The following is an 18,121-nucleotide window of genomic DNA, read 5'->3' as shown; positions in this document are numbered from 1 at the left end:
TTTTGCCTTAATTTTACGGGCACTTGTGTCATATCTCGGCCCCCTGAGTTTGTTTTTTTGTCTCGGTCTCTTTTTCTGCCGTCCTGAGCCCTTTTCTTCTATCCCGCCAGGTATCAAGAATAATCATAAGTGGTGGGAAGACTACAAAAGTTGCCAGGAGAGCCAGCACGACATCGATAACCGTAACCATACCGAAGTCTGAAATCATCGGGAAAGGAGAAGCCAGCAGGGCCATGAACCCGAATACTGTAGTAGCCCCTGAAGCAACGATTGCACTTCCTATTTTGGAACTGGTCATTCGGATTGCTTCGATAGGACTTACTCCTTTATCCTTTTCTTCAAAGTAACGTTCCATCATGAGGATTGCATACTCGGACCCGACTCCTAAAATCAGAGCTCCCAGGGTTGCGGTCAAGGGAGTGTAGCTGATATTAAGGTAGCTCATGACTCCTCCTGACCAGCCTATTACTATTACCATTGGGATTACAGGAACCAGTGCTTTCACCCAGTCTCTGTAAACGACAAAAAGCCCTGCGAGCACGAGAATAAGGCCAAAGAAAGTCATTGCCACTCTTCCACTGGTAAGAGCGGTAATAACCTCCATAAACACGACCGAGTTTCCGGTAATCGTGACATCGGTACCTGGCGGGGCCGGCATCCACTGCATATCCTGCCTGACAATATTCGTAAGTTCTTCAATCCCTGTTAGTTTGATATCCGCAACCGCATTCCCTATATTGAAATTCAGGAGAAGCATGTTTTTTCCGTACATATAGCGGTTTTTCTGTGCCTCGGGGATCTGGGAGTAGATATTCTCGATCTCCTGGCTGGTATCGGGAATTACGCCTCCGTTTCTTTCCTTTACGAGCGGTACTATACTCGTAGAGCTGTAAATGTGGCCATTGGATGCGACCTCATGTTCGGAAAAACGATCTATCCATCTAAGAACATCCGGGTTCGCCGAATCCTCAACTTTGAGAATGAGATTTAATTCATCGCTCCCTCCCATAATATCTCCCATGTGCTTGAGATCAACAAGGGCAGGCATATCCTGTGGCACGAAGGTTTGTACATCAGTCTGAATAGGTACGGACTGATCAAGGTAAAGGCCACCAAAACAGAGTAAGCATGCAATTCCCAGTACGAGAACGTCGTATTTGAGAGTCAGGTCTGTGGTTTTCTGGAGAATTCTCCCGATTAGACGATCGCTTTCGCTTCCTTCCTCAGATTTTCTTTTCTTTTTCGGATTTGCGGGTTTTATCTTGCTTGCTACTTTTCTCAAGGGGTTTTTGTCCGAATATTTATCAAATAAGGAAATTGTTACAACACCTACAAAGATTGAGGAGAAATAGCACATTAAAATACCTATCATGAGCAGTTTCCCAAAGTCCTGGATCATTGGCACGGAAGATGTAAAAAGAGAGAAAAACCCAAGGGCTGTCATTGCCAGAGCTATAAGGACTGCAGGGCCAGTGTGTTTTATTGTTTCTATAACTGCTCTTGTTTTGTTTCCTTTTTCCTGCAGCTCTTCTTCAAGCCTGTTGTGGAACTGAATGGCATAGTCAATTCCCACTCCTATCAGGATCGGAAACGCAGACATGGAAACCATGGACATGGGAATCCCTACATAACCCATAGCTCCGAAAGTATAGACAATGCCCAGAAGAACTACCGGCAGAGGGAGAAGAGACCAGCGGACATGCCTGAACACGAGGAGCAGGACAATAATCATGAAAATGGCTGAAAGCCCTAAAAGTAAACCCATACTGGTATTCATCTCATAGTTCATGGAAATTTGGAACGCCGGGTCACCTGTAACGATAATGTTGTAAGATGGTGGAAAATCCGAAAATGAAACTGCACCTTCAGTTGCAGTAACAATATCTTGCTGTGCCTTATCGCTGGCTGAACCGGCCATAATTACCGAAATCAGCATATGAGTATTGTCAGGGATAATCTGGCCGAAAATAGCAGGGTTTCCGTCGATAATAGCTTCTATTTCTTCATCGGTTTCGGGAAGCGCGTACCTTCCTGTCATCTGGTAGTTAACTTTTTTGATGAGAGAGGCAGGGGTTGTAGTCTCAATCACCCCATCCGTTGCCTGTAGTTGGTGCTCTAGCCTGTCTACAGCTTTCATCAGGCCAGCATTTTTTACATCATTGCCCTCTACCATTACCACAATGGATTGTGTCTGAAAAATATTCTGATAAAGGTGATCGTAGTCCTGGTAGAGAGGAGAGTCTTTCCCGACAAAGGTTTCCGTTCCTGCTTTCATTTCGATAAGCTGTGCTCCCTGCATTGATATTATTATGAACAGGAAAGCTATCAGGAGTACGGAAAAACGGTTATTCTGGATAAAAAATCCCAGTTTTTCAAAAGTATTTTTAATAGTAGATTCCCCTCATAGTTTTTAGTATGAAGTGTAAATTTAGATCTTAATGCATGTTCTCAACATGCTTTTTTTCTCTTTGGGCTGGAGGCTTATTATTCAAGGTATATAACATACATTTCAACATACATTCTTATTTTTATTTTATTGTGCGGCAAATTATTTAGCAGCTTAGGTCTGTTGACGTATATAGACAGAAAAGATTTAAGTTTATTGTTACATTAGGGGTAACAGATGTTTTCGCAGATTAATCCTCAGTTAATTCGTAACCTTGAAAAGCTAGGGCTAACTGAAAACGAGGCCAAAGCCTATGTAGGGCTTGTAAGTTTGAGAGAAGCTACAGCCCGAGAGATTCATGAGCTTACAAATGTGCCGAGAGCCAAAATTTATGAGATTCTTAAAGTACTTGCTAAAAAAGGTTATCTTGAAGTGAGACAGGGATCTCCTACTTATTTCCGGGCAGTTGAACCAAAGCAGGTAATCGGGAAGATAAAAGACGAGTTCATCAACTGTGCAATCGAAACGCTTGACCAGCTCAACGAACTGAGTTATGAGCTTCCGAGGACTTCTCCTGTATGGTGCATCCAGAGTGATTGGGGAATAAAGAACAGAATACATGAAATGCTTGCCGGGGTAAAGGAAGAATTGATTATTTTCTCGTCCAGCCCTGAATTCTTGAAGGAGTTCGAAGCCGAACTAAAGAAACTGGAGAAAACCTGCAGTTTGATTATGATTGTTAATGAACTGGACAGGTTCAGGTCACTGCCTTTTGAATTCAGGGAAATTACGAAAGAGTTTACGGAGTTCCTGAATAACATTGTAATTGAGGGGGTCCGGTATAACGAAGAATTCTTCATGATTTCCGATGGAAAGGAATCAATCGGAGTCCATAGTGCAGGAAACAAAAGAGAAGCAGTGGTGATCAAACTGCCGATTGTGTGTTATATGCAGAGAATGATATATAACAGGGTGCTTGAGCCAGGTTATGTTAAGAAGGACAGGTAGCTGGCCTACAGGTCAGGAATCCTTAATTTTTCTTAATCCTCAGTTTTTTTCTTAATCTTCGTAATTCTTCTATGAGTACTGCTTTTTTCTATGAATACTACCTAAAGCAAGAATTTACTTAATATTGACTTAAAGCAAGAATTTATTTAATAAGGCTTAAACCCGGAGTTTACTTAGCCTGCTTAAGGATTCGTTTTCTCTTTGAAAACAGAGTCAATACTATCGGATACTATTAATATAATCGCAAAACAATCCTTCTATAAATATAATCTTGAAATAATATTTAGATAAGGTTTTCTCACAAGCCAAAGTATGGAGTCCGCAGGTGTCTGAGATGAACAGTGTAGAGATTGGAAGTGTTAAGATTCAATGGCTGGGTCATGCTGGTTTTTTGCTTGAAGGGGACGGAAAAAAGATCTATATCGATCCCTATGGCCTCAGTGAAGAGCCGGCTTTTGATGATAAAGCTGATATCCTGTTGATCACCCATGAACATTTTGACCACTGCAGTCCTGACGATATTCGAAAGGTCCGGCGGTCGGACTCAACCACCCTGATCCCTGAAAACTTATCCCTTCAATTCAAAGGGGATGCAAGGCGGATTGCTGAGGGAGATATTCTGGCCGATGGGCTAGAAATAAAAGGAACCCGGATTGAGGTAGTTCCGGCTTACAATATCGATAAACCTTATCATCCCCGCGGATCTGGGGTGGGGTATATAGTGGAACTTGGAGGAATCCGGATTTATCACGCAGGAGACTGCGATTTCTTCCCTGAGATGAGAAGTATCAGGGCCGACGTCGCCCTTTTGCCTATCGGGGGGACGTATACGATGGACGAAGAGGAAGCAGCAAGTGCGGCTGCAGCCATTTCCCCAAGAGACGTGATTCCGATGCACTATGGGAAACCAGGAGTAACAGAAGGAGATCCCGAAAAGTTTAAAGCTCTTGTACACAGCAAGAATCCGGAGATCAATGTGATTATTCTTTATTCCTGATTTCGATTTTTAGAAAAGTTTCAAAAATCGAATTTCGGTATGAAAACGCAGGACCGGTCTACCCATGTCTAGAATCGCAAGAAAACAGCAGAAAAACCTGATCCAGGTAATCGCAACCCAGCGCATGTGGCGGCTTTTCGAGCTTGCAAAAAGGGAGCATGCAGAACATCCTGACCGCAGCGAGCGTTACGTGCAGCTTATCAGAAATATTTCTATGAGAAACCGGATGAGTATTCCAAGAGAGATAAAAAGCAGGATCTGCAAACATTGCTATGCTTTTCTCGTGCCCGGAAAGAATGCCCGTTACAGGCTGAAGGAGGGGTATATCGTTGTTTCCTGCCAGCGCTGCGGAAAAGAAATGAGATATCCTTATAAAAAACTAAAATAAAGGCTAGCTGGAGTTGTAAGGGCTGCCCGAAGCCCAGGCCAGGAAATTCTCAAAAAGCCAGGGACTTTTTAAATCTTTCAGGATTTCTCAGAATCCTCTTTTTTCTCTGTTAAGGGGCAATATTAATTTTAAGTTTTGGCAGGGCCCTCCTGGCCTCGCATCTTTTTTATGGTCAAGGAAATCTGTTTTGCAATAACGGATTTCGGACCCTTATCATCTATGAGTACTCTCCCGCTTACTTCCCACCAGGACTTGGGATAGGCTTTTTCAGGCTCTACTTCAGGATTCAAGCCAAGCTGGCGGGCTGCTTCTTTTATCTCGTTAAGTTGCGGTTCCTTTATCGCATTTTTCCGGGAGATAATTCTGCCGCTACTCCTTGACTTTGTCTGGTCGAGATATACTGGCCAGATTACAAGTTTTCCCTTATCTCTCATCATCATGTTATCTTCGTCCTAAATTGCTTTCATGCAATTTAAAACTGCCCCGGAAACCTCTACTGGTCAAAGCTCTTTTCCTGTTTGTGAGAATTACAATTTTATTGAACCTGCAACCTGTAATTATTTATCTTCCCCGGACAAGTTCTGCATGGTGCTAATATGATTCCGTCGTTTGCAATTGATGAAAAGGTAAGAGCCTACATAAGAAAGAGCGGGCAGGATTTCAGGCTCTGCACATCCCCTGAGGGCCCTGTACTTCTTCCACTAGGCACAGTTGATCCCAAGCCTTCAGATCTTAAAATCCTGATTGGTAGCAATGTCCTTTATGTTTCCAAGCTTCAGGCAAAGTACATAAAGAAAGTTGACTGGAGTATGGTGGAAAGATTCCTGAATTCTTCCGGAGAGCTTAATATTTGAAGTTTTGCTACTCTCCAGGCTTATTCTTTTATATGAGAAAGTGAGATTTTGGTCATATTTCTTAGAGATGTCTCTCCGTCTTGTTTATTAAGAAGAAGGAACACAGGATTTTTTTTGGTCGGCCTTTTTTTAAAAAAGGTTGTGCCGCTATCCGTGTTGTTTATTAAGGAGAGGAAGCATAGGATTTTTTGCTCAAGCTTTTTTTGGAAAAGCTTGTTAAGAAGAGGAAGCATAGGATAATTGTTAACCTGTTCCAGACCCTGCACAGGCTTTATCTCGAAAGAGGAGTAACTTGCCGCAGGCTGAAAAGAGATCGCTTCAAGCTCAAGGGAGATTTGTCCGTGAAAATGAGAACGAAAATCGTGTTTATGCTCCTTGCCCTGCTGGTGGTCTTCGTATCGGGCTGTATGGATCAAAAAAAGGAAATTGTCGTGGATAAGCCTGGCAATATTTCTAATTATGAATATGAGATTTTCCTTAATGAATCGGGCAATCAGACGCTTGCAAATACTACCACGTACTATCTGCTGGAAGATAATACAGAGGTCCAGGTTGTAAATATCGTAGTAAATACAAGCAAGCTTGTGATCTATCCCCCCGACACCCTGGGCGGCGGCTCCGAGGATACTCCTATTCAAAATTTTGTACTGCTTGTGAGCCCTGCAAACGAGACCAGAGCCAACCCGCAAACTTTTGAAGAACTTGCTGACAGAAACGAAACCTCAGCTATTAATTATACCCTGACTCAGGAGATTAGCCGGAATCTGAAAGTTATAAACCTGGAGTTCAAGGAGCCTGTGACAGGTTTTGTTGCATATACTCTCAAGATTCCTGCAACCCAGAGTTTTGCATCACTTAAACCCGATTCCGAATTTATCCGCGTGGTGCTTCCCGAGGGATATGCCACCGGTAACAGGGTATTCGGGATAGCAAGGCCGGATCCTTCGAACGTAAGCTATGATGAAAAAGAAAGACAAACTCTCCTGTGGATTTCCTCAAAGATGGGAGATCGGGAAGAGGCTATTCAGGTCAAATATTATACCCAGTCGGCACCCCTGTTTTTCTCAGCCGCAATTATAGCTCTTCTCTGCGGAGTTGGTCTGGTACTTTTACATTATGCCAGGAGCAGAAAAGAACTTGAGGCCGTCCGAGGAATTTTCGAGCTTGAAAAAGAGTATAAGCAGAAACGGCGAAGAAGGAAATAATTCTGGAGAATTTTTCCTCCAAATTTTTCTTAATAAGATCTCGTTTTTCTTAAATTCTTGCTAAACTATTTATTACAGTTTCGCCATATTTTCTCATTAATGAAGGCATGGGGAAAAATCCGCTGTAAACATCTCTTTTCATCGGAGTCGGCATCAGAAGCTGTAACCCCCGTTGTGGGTTCTATTCTTATGTTGTTGATTCTGGTTGTACTTGCAGGTGCGGTTGCTAACAGTATCTTTAACAGTGTCGGAGAAGATGCAAATTTTCAGCCGTTGATAGCAAAAATTACTATCAAATCCTGTGACGGAGGGCTTCGTTACGCACCAAAAAGTGAAAATGCAACTTTTGAGAATAACTCAATCGTGCTTGCTCACGAAGGAGGCAGTCCTCTTCCCCTTGATGCTACCTGCATAAAAATTTTAGGAGACGGAAATACTTACCAGGGCGATGTTGGAGGAGGGGGAATTACTATCAAAGGAAAAACAGAGGTCTTTTACCAGAACCTGAGTCCGACAGGGAAAAATCCCACATACTATGTTGTTAATAATAAAGCCACTCTTGAAGACGGCTCCTGGGATGTAGGGGAAAAACTTGTTCTCTGCGGGCAGGACAGTGCAGAAGGGATCGTTAAATCCAGCGTAAAAGTTAGTGTGGACGGGGATAGTGATACTTCTGACAATTACGGTTTTAAAGCAGGTTCCGAAATTACATTGAAAGTTATTGACATTAAAAACAGCAATGTCATTGCTGAACAGAGAGCTATTATAAAACATGCAGAATAATGAATAAGAGGAAACCTCCGTTTTCATTTTCTGATTAAACCTGAGCTCTTTTCTATAAACCTTGTCCTCATTATCCTTTTTTTGCCTTTTTCAACCTGACAAGTCACAGTCCAGCTCTTTCAACCATTATATCTGCCACATGTTTTGCATCTTTGAACGGGAAATCCTTTTCAGTAATAAGGCTTTCTGCCTCTCTTGCAGTAACTTCAACGTCGCCTATCATGCATGCGGTGTCCAGCCCCTCAGGTAAGGCAGCAATCAGCTCACCCATCGTGTTTATGGGAAACTTTGCATCATTAAGTATTGCAAGGATCTGTTCGTAAACTTCTTCCTTTACGTTCATCTTTTCCTTCCGATTCTGGTCTTTTTGTTTCGTGTTTTAATGCTCTCTGGAAACATTGTTCTATAAGTCTTCATTGGCGGGTCGTTGTTATCTGCTTCATTGGCGCTACAATAAAATTCATTTCAGTCGCAGGACTACGCAGTTGGACTGAGAAATCAATAGCACTAAACCTCCAGCTGTTTAAAACACTAAACCAGTCACAACCCCGAAGTTGCTTGATATTGTACTTCAAGTGCGTAAGTCCTATTTCCTTTACATTTGCGGCATCGGCATCTACTATGCAGCCTGTAGATGGTCAACTCACCCTCATGAAGAAGGATATTATTACTGTCATTATTACTATCAATATTACTGTCAATATTACTGTCAACAGGGTACTCGAGGCAGCACAGCCCAAATCTTCTGATACAGGCTTTGATGAAGGAAGGCAGACTCTCCGATTTAGATGTTCATTTTTATCCGTTTTGCTTGAAATACCCATTCTCTATCGATAATTTTATGAAATACGTGTTTATATAAATTTGAGCGCAATAATCTTATCTTACTTTACATGGATATGTTACGTCTGACATATCTATGGAAACTATAAGAACCAGATTTCGGACTATAGGTTGCTCTGCAATTCTTGTCGCGAACTGTGGTTCAGAGGCTGGAGTTTGTTAATTCCTTAGCCCTGTAGATTGGCTGATTTCCTGTCAAAAGTAATTTAAAATTATAGCATATTTCCTTCAGTTATGTTCATCTTTACATAATGTGATACATCGGATTCCCACCCCCTCCTGATATTATGTAATCCGGATTTCCGCATTTGTTTCCGTTATGTTTAGGCCAACATAACGATAAAACATATGGCGGTGCGTACATTGCATAAAAACTCAGGCGGAGAAAAATACCAGATAGAGACAACTCTGAAGCAGGTAAAGGATCCCGAACTGCTTTCACAGATTGGAAAGGTCGTCCCCTTTCATGGCTTCCTGACCTCAGGGGCATTAATCGGCATCCAGATGCTCAATATCTCACGGAGGGTGCTGGATGTCAAAGAGGAGGAGCGCATATATGTGACCTGCGAAACGAAGAGCTGCATGCCTGACCCATTCCAGATCCTTGCAGGATCTACCATTGGAAACAACGGGTTGAAGATCAGGAACCTGGGGAAAATGGCGGTCACGGTAAACAAACAGGCGCCGGAAGGAGTGCACGGCATAAAAGGTGTCCGAATAATCCTCGACCCTGAGAAGACAAAGGATTATCCCAAACTCCACGCCTGGTTCCTGAACACTGAAAAACTTTCTCATGAGGAGGTTGTGCCCATCCTCCTGGCTGCAGGGGAAAAGGTGTATTCCTGGAAACTTGTGGACCTGGAAGTTCCGGTTCGGAAGAAAAAGCGGATACAGTGCTGTAAAAATTGCAATGAAATGTTCATTCAACATGATAATGAGCTGTTGTGCGGCGGATGCACAGAATAACGTTGAGAGGTAAGCAAAATGCAAGATGATATGCGATTGTCTGTCTTTGTCGAAAAAAAAGACAAGCAACTGATCTATTCGCCCGAAAAATGCATTGGCTGCGGGACCTGCGTACAGGCATGCCCTAAAGGTAGCCTGGCCATAGGGGCTGTGGGAGCTGTAGCAAGAGGGCTTCTTGATGCTGATTTCCTGGAAATGAAGGAAAGGGAAGAGTGCATCGTCTGCGGGATTTGTGCGAAAGTTTGTCCCACAGGTGCTCTTGAATTGAGGCAGGAAGGAAAACCCCTCACTGACATGTCCTATCTTTTCAGGGCCATGAAACCGACGTCAGTAAATGAAAGCTGCGTCCACTGCGGGCTTTGTGAAGATATCTGTCCCAGAGGCTGTATTGAGGTAATCCGTGAGATTTCAACAGACGGGCGCCTGAAGCTGGTCGGAGAGACTCATATTGATTCCGAGTGCTGTGTCCATTGTGGCTGGTGTGCTGCGGTGTGCCCGATGCATGCGATTTCCGTAGAAAAGCCCTTTGAAGGGCGCTGGACCATGGACGAGAATGTCTGCCAGACCTGTCATACCTGTGTGGAAGTTTGTCCTGCAAATGCTCTTTTCAATAAAAAGGCTAAACCCGGGGAAAGAGTCGAAAAGATAAGTCACCGCCCTGACGCCTGCATTTACTGCGGGGCCTGTGCAGTTGCCTGCCCTGTGAACGCTATTGATGTCAGAAAAACTGCGGTTCTACCGGATGTAGAGAAAAAGAGCATTATTGAGAAAAAGCTGCTTGAAACCCCTGTTCCGGAGGCTCTGCTACGAACCTGCCTGGAAAAGGATGAAGCCGCATGCCTGGGTTGTGGGAACTGCGTGATTGTCTGTCCAGTAAATGCTCTCAATAGCCGTGAACTTGCTGCAGGGTACCTGAACGACATGGATGAAAAAACTCTCCTTGAGGTTAAGAACGGGAGAATTTCGGTAGTAGACCAGGACTGCTGCGGAGCAGACGGAGCCTGCGCCCTTATTTGCCCTGTTAATGCGATCTGGCTTGTGAAAAGAGAGGTGAAATGAATGGCAGGAACAATTGCAATCAAGAACGGATACGTCTTTGATCCCCTGAATGAAATAAATGGGGAAATTATGGATATCTTCATCAGGGACGGAAAAGTTGTAAGAGAGCTTTCTGCGGCCGAACTGAAAAACGCAAAGGTTATTGATGCCTCAGGTATGACGGTAATGCCCGGAGGAGTCGACTCCCACTCTCACGTTGCTGGTGCAAAGGTTAACGCCGGCAGGTCGATGCGTCCGGAAGATCACTATAAAGCAAATCTCCAGAAAACTTCGCTTACCCATTCCGGCTCAGGTTACACTGTTCCCTCGGTCTACAAACAGGGATACGACTACGCAGCAATGGGTTATACAACCGTTTTTGAAGCTGCGGTTCCTCCTCTGGAAGCTCGCCACACCCATGAAGAGATGCGGGCAACCCCACTTCTTGACATGGGCGGGTATCTGGTGCTCGGAAACAACTTCTTTCTGATGCGTTACTTCCGGGACGGGGATATGGAAAAGGCTGCTGCCTATGTAGCCTGGATGATGAAGACTCACAAGACCTATGGAATTAAATGCGTCAACCCTGCAGGAGTTGAGAACTGGGGCTGGGGTAAAAACATAACTTCTCTTGATGAAGCCAACATCCATTTCGAAATTACCCCGAGAGAGGTTATAAAAGGGCTTGCCGAGATCAACGAACGTCTTGGCATGCCAATGCCTATCCACCTGCATGCAAACAACCTGGGACACCCGGGCTGCTACGCAATTACTAAGGATTCCCTCAAAATCCCTGATGGAGTAAAGACCAGACAGAACATGGATGTGCAATGGGCTGAAACCAAGATGGATCCTTCAAGGGACCGTTCCGTATATCTCACCCATCTGATGTTCAACAGTTTTGCAGGCACTACCTGGGGAGACTGCGAGTCTGGAGTAAAAGATATTACAGACTACATCAACAACAAGGACCATGTGGTAATCGACAGTGGATGCACTCCCTTCGGAGAAGCCACGGTCATGACAGGAGACGGTCCTGCTATTCATGACCTCTACACTCTTACAGGAAACAAATGGTCGAATACCGACGTTGAGATGGAGTGCGGCTCAGGAGTTCTTCCCTTTACCTATTTCAAGTCCAACCCCGTACACAGCCTGCAGTGGGCAATGGGACTTGAATGTCTCCTGCTGATCAATGACCCCTGGAAGACAATCATGACTACGGACAGCCCCAACGGTGGACCGTTTACGAAATATCCTGAGGTTATGACCTGGATCATGTCCGAAGCTTTCAGGAAACAGACATTCAGTGAATGCCACAAGTGGGCAGACGACAGGAGTGAGCTTGGAGGCGTAAACCGGGAACTTTCCCTCTATGACCTTGCGATCCTGACCAGAGCCAACCCTGCCCGGACAATTGGCATGGTGCACAGGAAAGGTTCTCTTGGCGTGGGAGCGGACGGAGATGTTACAGTCTACGACATAAACCCACAGCAGCTTGACGCAAACAACTACGAGACTCTCCTCAGAACCTTCAGGAAGGCAGAATACACTGTAAAGGATGGAGAAATCGTGGCTGTGAAAGGAGAGATCGTTTCCTTGCCTGAGAAGCGGACTTACTATTCCGAAGTGCACGTACAGGACGAGCGGGAGAAGGAAATGCTGACCGACGTGAAAGAGTGGTTCAGGTACTACACCCTTGGCTTTGCCAACTACCCGACTCCCGAGAAATACTTGGCAAACCCGACCCCCATAAAGGTTAACGGTGAGAGGTGAAGTCATGACAGATGGAGTTCTTATTCATAAAAAAGAAAGTGCTGGAGAAATGGAAGAAGTAATGCTTATTCCTAAGAAAGCGATTGACATTAAAGTGGAAGCCGATGTTATAACTCCTGACTCCTTTGCAGGCAAAAATGCCGGGGAAATCGGAAACCTGTCCGTCTGGCAGGGGCCAAAGACCTATCCCATTTCCGAGTTTTTTGAAGTGATTGGCAACGGTGGCAGTTCTGCAGCTGAGACCCTGATCCGCATAAAAGGCGACGCAATGAGGGTCAAAAGGATTGGAGAAGGCATGAGCGCAGGAAGAATCGAAATCGAGGGTTCTGCAGGCATGCATGTAGGGACCGGGATGAAAGGAGGAGAGATCGTCGTTTACAGAGATGCGGATTCCTGGGCAGGTATGGAAATGACAGGCGGACTTCTGAACATTAAAGGCAATGCTGGAGACCACGTGGGCTGTGCTTACAGGGGTAAATGGCACGGCATGAAAGGCGGACGCATCGTTATTGAAGGCTCGGCAAGGCACCAGCTAGGAGGCGGCATGGACGGTGGTGAAATTCTTGTAGAAGGCAATGTTGAAAGCTTCTGCGGAATTCGCCAGAACGGCGGGCTCATTGTTATAAAAGGCAGAGCTCTTCGTGGGGTAGGTGCTGAAATGGCCGGAGGCACTATAGTCATAGGGGGCAAGATCGAGCGCTTCTCTCCAGGTTTTGAGTATGTATCCATGGAAGACAGTGTCAAACTTGGTGAGACTGAGTTAATAGGCGAATTCAAGAAGTTCACAGGGGACTATGCAATCAGCAAGAGGGCAAAAGGAGCTCTCTATGTGTCTGCAAACGCAAACCCGGAGCTCTGAGGTGAGATATATGGAAGTATTACTCCTAACGGGAAGTACGATTGAAGAAGGCAGGCTTGCCAAAGGCGGGGACAAGTTCACGAACGAGTACACTATGGAGTGTGCATCCTGCTGGATTTCTCCTATGGATTTCGCGTCACTCTGCTCCCCCGATAAAGTAAAAGTAACAAGCAGAAATGGAAAACATTCGATTGTTGTTTATGCGAAATGTACGGATTCGGTCCAGCCAGGGCAGGTATTCATGCCAAGGGCTATCTGGTCGAATGTTGTCACAGATCCAGATACCCTTTCTACGGGTTCTCCCCTCTATAAGGGTGCCCCAGTAACAATTGAGCCTGCTGAAGAAAAGGTTCTTAGCGCCGAAGATGTGGTGTTGAAAGTTTATATCGGAGGGCAGTGAGTATGATTTTCAAAAACATAGTCTGTCCGGTCTGTGGGGCAGCCTGTGATGACATCCAGGTTGAATTCGGGGACGGAAAGATTGAGGCTAGAAATGCATGTAAAATGGGGAATGCCAAATTCCAGGAAGTTGTAAGTTCCCACAGGCTCAGGCAGCCCCATATAAAAGCTGAAGGAAAACTGACCCCTGCCGCCTGGGACGAAGCTCTTGAAAGAGCCGCCGATATCCTTGTTTCGGCAAAGCGTCCTCTGCTTTTCATGGGTAGTGAAACCTCCTGTGAAGCGCATGAAGTCGGGCTCAAGATAGGAGAATACCTTGGTGCTATTGTTGACTCCAATGCTACTATCTGTCACGGGCCAACAGCTATGGGAATTCAGGAATCTGGAAAAGTCGGTGCAACCGAAGGGCAGAAGAAAAACAGGGGAGACCTCATAGTTTACTGGGGAACAAACCCTCTTGAGTCTATGCCCAGGCAGATGTCAAGGTACGGAGTTTTCCCGAGAGGCTACTGGACCAAACGCGGACGTTTTGACCGGACAGTCATCACTGTTGACCCGAGAAAGACTCCGACCACTGAAGCTTCCGACCTGCACGTACAGCTCAAACCCGGCTCGGATTATGAACTGATAAGTGCACTTCTTACCCTGCTCCACGGGAAAACTCCGCATCCGTCGGTGGAAGAGATTACAGGAGTACCTATCCCTGTTATGGAAGAGATGCTCGATATGATGAAGAACTGCAACTTCGGGGCCATCTCAGTCGGGCTCGGGCTTTCCTCGTCCATCGGGAAGCACAGGAACGCCGAAATTGCCATGAACCTCGTAAAGGAGCTGAACAACTATGCCAAGTTCACTCTTGGAGCTCTCCGCGGCCACTGCAATGTTGCAGGCTTTAACCAGGTCGCCTCATATATGTACGGCTATCCCTTCGGGCTTGACTTCACACGCGGGCACCCGCGTTACAATCCCGGAGAATTCACGACCGTGGACGTGCTTCGAGAAAGAGATGTGGATGCTGCCCTTGTGATGTGTGCCGACCTTGTCTGCCATATTCCTGCAGACTGCGCTACTTACCTTGCCGAAATCCCAATGGTCTGCCTGGACATCGCTCCCTGCCCGACTACAGCTGCTTCGGATGTTGTGCTTCCAGGAGTCATTGATGCCATGGAATGCGACGGAACTTTCTACAGGCTCGACGATGTGCCAGTGCACTTTGAACCCTTCACGAGTTCACCTTTCGAGTTCACGAAGAGCAATGAGGATACCCTGAAACAGCTTTTCGCAAAGATTAAAGAAAGGAAGTAAATCACTTGCCGATTTTTTTCTGCATATGAACGGAAGGAAAAATAATACATAAGGGAGGGAGTGGTTTCTCTCCTACTTTTTTCTCGGAAATTTAAGGTGGCGATTTAGCTCTTCCGATTAGTTTTTAAAAATTTTGAACTTAAGGCTCTCGCGCCCGTTAAGTCTGATATATTATTGCATGATACTTGTACTCATAATACATTGATTGTACAAAAATAGTTTCAAAATTATATTTATCTGCTATTTTTTTAATTGTATTGGGATTGTGGGAAAACCCTAGAATATCTTTTGGTCGGTTATTCAAACTTGCCGATAATATAACTTTAATTTCAAAACCCACTTTGCGCAAAATATTTAAGAAGTTTGCATTTTGTGAAAACAGCCCTATTTTCCATAATGGGTACAGGCGGGGGTCCAGTATGTCGAACAACACTATTTTACCCCCTTTATTAAGAAATTTCGACGCATTAAAGATAAAGTTATCAATTTCTTGCAATGTCAAATACTGAATTACTCCAGCTGCGGTTATTCGATCAAAGGAAGAATCCAGTTTATCCCAGACAGTTTTGTCATCAGCCTGGATTAACGAGATATTCCCGCATTTTCTTTCCCTGATTTTTTTGCTTGCTTCGTCAAGCATGGATGAGGAAAAATCCACTCCTACAAGCTGTTCATATTCCGGCGCGTAGTATACCAGGAGTTCACCTGCACCGCATCCAAAATCAAGCAGGGTTTTGCCCCCATCCAGATGGAATAGTTTTTCCTTAGCTTCCATAGAAATAAATTCCTCAGCTGAGGATCTGTGGCCACCATCTCTCCTACCTGCAAAAAACTCTATCCAGAAATCCTTTTGTTTGGACACGTTTTTTTCATGCTTTCCAAACATATTTTTTATACCCCCAAATCTCGCTTTTTATATCTCTCTCCCTATGGTGTCCCCAAAAAGAACCTGCTATTTAGGGGCTTATAAAGCTTATTTCTTAACTTAAATATATTCTTATTGCTTCCCTGATAAAAGGACAGTATGTTAATAAGTGATATTTCATTTAAACGATTAATAACCTTTAATTTTTATTTTTAATACTTTATATTCTTTATTTTTTATGTTTAACCCAAATTAATGGAAAGCAATCAGATGCCGTTATTACAAATCGATATAATTTTAGCAATCTAGTTTTTAAGTTCAGTCCTTGTCCAATAAGGTAGGGACTCATATAATCTGGATCAAGGACAAAGGTAAATATGAATCGAAATTTAACAAGGTATTACAAAATTTTTAGTCCCTCAAGCTTTGCAGCCCGAGTCCCGCAAATCTTTTAAAAAAATGCTTGACCGCAAACTTTTTCAAAAAAAGTTTGATCAAAAACCCCTCGAGACGGCGGGATCAAACGGAGCAACGCAAACCTTTTAAAAAACGGCTTGATCGCAAACTTTTTCAGAAAAAGTTTGATCAAAAACCCCTGGAAGCGGCGGGATCAAACGGAGCAACGGTTACGGCTCAAGAGGTCTTATTCCTGTTTTCACTTTTATTTCGGAATGCAACTTTCTCCCCGCAGTACTGATGTAGTTTTTTCGTACCTCCTGCTTCACTTACCACGGTGAGCATTGTCCAGGGGTCAAGAATTCGGGTTCCCATTATTGCCGTAATTCCTCTCTCGAAAAAAGGGGCCGGGTAGAGAGGGGCGCTTGGGCCGAGCAGGATAATTTCCCTTGCTGCTTCCCGGAGGGAAAGAAGTTCATCGAAGGTCCTGTTGGCTAGAGTACTTGCACTGAGGATAATCACATCCGATGCCGGAAGGATCTCTCCGGCTTTTTCCGAAGGTAAGGTTCTTGTTTGAGGAGCTTTGATTTCACGCTTTTCAAGGACTGTGAGTTTCCCGGTTATATTCAGGATTCTGGGAACAAGAGGGCCGAAATAGCCTACCATTGCAACCCTATCCTCGGGTTTTATAAGGTCAAGGATGTCTATGTTTGAGACCTGAAAATTTTTAGGTTCCAGGTCAAGCAGCATTTGGGAAAGCGCATTTGAGGTTGCAATCCCGACTGCAGCCTCAAGCGGATTTTCGGACAGGGCAAGCTCAAGCACTTTATCCGCAGTTTTACCTTTTAATGCATCCGTAAAACCCAGGGCAGGGCAACATGAAAACTCGTAGAGGGGGGTGCAGGCAACACCCCCATAATTTTCAGAAAGCATAACACCCGTATAGGCGAGCCCTATTCTGACATCCTTTACTTCAATCTCTTTAAGGGCAGGGCCCAGGTCTTTTTTTAGTGCACTTACGAGGGCGGGCAGAACTCCACGTTCTTTTTCTTTCCCTCCCCTTTTTATTCTTTTCACTCCTGTCATTCCTCCCTCCTTTTTTCTTATTTTTTCACGGATTTTGCTTTTCCGGGAGATTCTGTTTCTGGCATGCTGATACTTTTTATTCTTTTTTCCTCATGTCCTTTCTATCTTCGTTGTAAAGTCAAGAGGACTTGCGTAATAGGGAGCGCTTATAACGATAATGTCGACAAGAGGGGCATATTCAGGAATCCTTTTTGCTTCAATTCCTCCCACTGCAAGTTCAATTTTAGTATTGAGTTTCTTAATTTCGGGCCCGAGTTCCTGCAGTTCCTCCGGGGAAAGGTGGTCAAGGAGCAGTATATCCGCCATTTCGGCATATTTAAACGCTTCTTCCCTCGATCTGGGCTCGATTTCTATCTTTTTCAGGGCTCTGAGTTTTCCCAACTCTCCGGCAACTTCCAGGTGGTTCTGGCTGAGCTGGACGGAGTCGCTAAGGGAGTTCCTGTGGATATCTCCTCCGCCTGCCCGGACGGCTTTAAGTTCAAATATCCGGGATCCGGGATGGGTCTTCCGGCTTGTTGCAATGATAAGGTCAGGGTTTGCTTTTCGGCCTGCACTCACGAAAGAGGCCGTTTTCGTAGCAATGGCGCACATGAGGGTGAGAAAAGTTTGGGAAACCCTCCAGAGCTTGAACAGAAGTTTGAGATCTCCTTCGGCTTCGAAAATTGTATCTCCGGGCTTGAAAGTCATACTGTCTCTGAGGTAATTCAGGGTTTTCAGGCCTTTTCTTTCGTAATATTCCGCCAGGTCGCCAGCGCAGGCACAGATCCCATTTTCTCTCGAAACAATTCTCATTTTTCCCCTGCCTTCAAGCCTGAGCAGTTCTGCGCTCTCATCCTGAAAAGGGCAGTCTTCATAAAAATAAAGCTCAAAAAGATCTATCATGCTTTACCTCAAAAATTCATTTCATAAATTCCTTATTTTTATGTTTATACTTCCTTTGCTTCCGGTTCTTCGTTCAATTTTTTTC

Annotated in this window: 19 protein-coding genes; 13 read left to right on the top strand and 6 right to left on the bottom strand. The window is 44.6% G+C overall.

Features of this window, described 5'->3' with window-relative positions:
• Positions 1–28: 28 nt before the first annotated feature.
• Positions 29–2,389 (bottom strand): hydrophobe/amphiphile efflux-3 (HAE3) family transporter, encoded by a 2,361-nt coding sequence (locus ACPK8D_RS01450; protein WP_424716161.1) that lies wholly within the window; start codon positions 2,387–2,389, stop codon positions 29–31.
• 234 nt (positions 2,390–2,623) lie between these two features.
• Between ACPK8D_RS01450 and ACPK8D_RS01445 the strand changes: the two genes are divergently transcribed.
• The 3 genes from ACPK8D_RS01445 to ACPK8D_RS01435 all read left to right on the top strand — a co-directional run bounded on the left by ACPK8D_RS01445 (position 2,624) and on the right by ACPK8D_RS01435 (position 4,779).
• Positions 2,624–3,394, top strand: coding sequence for a TrmB family transcriptional regulator (locus ACPK8D_RS01445; RefSeq protein ID WP_424716059.1), 771 nt, complete (start codon positions 2,624–2,626; stop codon positions 3,392–3,394).
• A gap of 334 nt (positions 3,395–3,728) precedes the next feature.
• Positions 3,729–4,391, top strand: coding sequence for an MBL fold metallo-hydrolase (locus ACPK8D_RS01440; RefSeq protein ID WP_424716058.1), 663 nt, complete (start codon positions 3,729–3,731; stop codon positions 4,389–4,391).
• A gap of 64 nt (positions 4,392–4,455) precedes the next feature.
• Positions 4,456–4,779 carry a ribonuclease P protein component 4 gene (locus ACPK8D_RS01435; protein WP_424716057.1) on the top strand — a complete coding sequence of 108 codons (324 nt, stop codon included), beginning with the start codon at positions 4,456–4,458 and terminating at the stop codon, positions 4,777–4,779.
• A 128-nt stretch (positions 4,780–4,907) separates the two neighbouring features.
• On the opposite strand, the gene ACPK8D_RS01430 is transcribed toward ACPK8D_RS01435, so the two are convergent.
• Positions 4,908–5,213 carry a signal recognition particle protein Srp19 gene (locus ACPK8D_RS01430; protein ID WP_424716160.1) on the bottom strand — a complete coding sequence of 102 codons (306 nt, stop codon included), beginning with the start codon at positions 5,211–5,213 and terminating at the stop codon, positions 4,908–4,910.
• A 162-nt stretch (positions 5,214–5,375) separates the two neighbouring features.
• Between ACPK8D_RS01430 and ACPK8D_RS01425 the strand changes: the two genes are divergently transcribed.
• From ACPK8D_RS01425 to ACPK8D_RS01415, 3 genes are all read left to right on the top strand, one after another.
• A complete protein-coding gene (locus ACPK8D_RS01425) occupies positions 5,376–5,633 on the top strand; it encodes a hypothetical protein (RefSeq protein WP_424716056.1) in 258 nt (85 codons plus the stop codon).
• Between the two features lie 203 nt (positions 5,634–5,836).
• Positions 5,837–6,838, top strand: coding sequence for a DUF5803 family protein (locus ACPK8D_RS01420; RefSeq protein ID WP_424716055.1), 1,002 nt, complete (start codon positions 5,837–5,839; stop codon positions 6,836–6,838).
• A 99-nt stretch (positions 6,839–6,937) separates the two neighbouring features.
• Positions 6,938–7,621, top strand: coding sequence for a type IV pilin (locus tag ACPK8D_RS01415; RefSeq protein ID WP_424716054.1), 684 nt, complete (start codon positions 6,938–6,940; stop codon positions 7,619–7,621).
• 103 nt (positions 7,622–7,724) lie between these two features.
• Here the strand turns inward: ACPK8D_RS01415 and ACPK8D_RS01410 are convergent, their stop codons facing one another.
• Complete coding sequence (locus tag ACPK8D_RS01410; RefSeq protein ID WP_424716053.1) at positions 7,725–7,964, bottom strand: MTH865 family protein; 240 nt, start codon at positions 7,962–7,964, stop codon at positions 7,725–7,727.
• A 215-nt stretch (positions 7,965–8,179) separates the two neighbouring features.
• Between ACPK8D_RS01410 and ACPK8D_RS01405 the strand changes: the two genes are divergently transcribed.
• From ACPK8D_RS01405 to ACPK8D_RS01375, 7 genes are all read left to right on the top strand, one after another.
• The gene (locus tag ACPK8D_RS01405; RefSeq protein ID WP_424716052.1) at positions 8,180–8,458 is read left to right on the top strand and encodes a hypothetical protein; all 279 of its coding nucleotides are present in this window, start codon (positions 8,180–8,182) and stop codon (positions 8,456–8,458) included.
• 369 nt (positions 8,459–8,827) lie between these two features.
• A complete protein-coding gene (locus tag ACPK8D_RS01400; RefSeq protein WP_424716051.1) occupies positions 8,828–9,430 on the top strand; it encodes an FmdE family protein in 603 nt (200 codons plus the stop codon).
• Positions 9,431–9,448: 18 nt separating this feature from the next.
• Positions 9,449–10,489: a 4Fe-4S binding protein gene (locus ACPK8D_RS01395; RefSeq protein ID WP_424716050.1), complete on the top strand. Its 1,041-nt coding sequence runs from the start codon at positions 9,449–9,451 to the stop codon at positions 10,487–10,489.
• Positions 10,490–12,244: a formylmethanofuran dehydrogenase subunit A gene (locus ACPK8D_RS01390; protein ID WP_424716049.1), complete on the top strand. Its 1,755-nt coding sequence runs from the start codon at positions 10,490–10,492 to the stop codon at positions 12,242–12,244.
• A 4-nt stretch (positions 12,245–12,248) separates the two neighbouring features.
• Positions 12,249–13,103 carry a formylmethanofuran dehydrogenase subunit C gene (locus ACPK8D_RS01385; RefSeq protein ID WP_424716048.1) on the top strand — a complete coding sequence of 285 codons (855 nt, stop codon included), beginning with the start codon at positions 12,249–12,251 and terminating at the stop codon, positions 13,101–13,103.
• 10 nt (positions 13,104–13,113) lie between these two features.
• A complete protein-coding gene (locus ACPK8D_RS01380) occupies positions 13,114–13,503 on the top strand; it encodes a molybdopterin dinucleotide binding domain-containing protein (protein ID WP_424716047.1) in 390 nt (129 codons plus the stop codon).
• A 2-nt stretch (positions 13,504–13,505) separates the two neighbouring features.
• Positions 13,506–14,807, top strand: coding sequence for a formylmethanofuran dehydrogenase subunit B (locus ACPK8D_RS01375; protein WP_424716046.1), 1,302 nt, complete (start codon positions 13,506–13,508; stop codon positions 14,805–14,807).
• Between the two features lie 157 nt (positions 14,808–14,964).
• On the opposite strand, the gene ACPK8D_RS01370 is transcribed toward ACPK8D_RS01375, so the two are convergent.
• The 3 genes from ACPK8D_RS01370 to ACPK8D_RS01360 form a co-directional block, all read right to left on the bottom strand.
• On the bottom strand, positions 14,965–15,693 hold the full coding sequence (locus ACPK8D_RS01370) for a class I SAM-dependent methyltransferase (RefSeq protein ID WP_424716045.1): 729 nt from the start codon (positions 15,691–15,693) through the stop codon (positions 14,965–14,967).
• Between the two features lie 612 nt (positions 15,694–16,305).
• Complete coding sequence (locus ACPK8D_RS01365; RefSeq protein WP_424716044.1) at positions 16,306–17,154, bottom strand: Rossmann-like domain-containing protein; 849 nt, start codon at positions 17,152–17,154, stop codon at positions 16,306–16,308.
• A 90-nt stretch (positions 17,155–17,244) separates the two neighbouring features.
• Entirely contained in the window at positions 17,245–18,036 is a 792-nt protein-coding gene (locus ACPK8D_RS01360; protein WP_424716043.1) for a nicotinate-nucleotide pyrophosphorylase, read from the bottom strand.
• Positions 18,037–18,121 lie beyond the last annotated feature (85 nt).

This window comes from Methanosarcina sp. (assembly GCF_049706645.1).
Lineage (GTDB): Archaea > Halobacteriota > Methanosarcinia > Methanosarcinales > Methanosarcinaceae > Methanosarcina.
The sequence above is the reverse complement of the archived record's forward strand: the minus strand, read 5'-3'. Positions and strand labels throughout refer to the sequence as shown.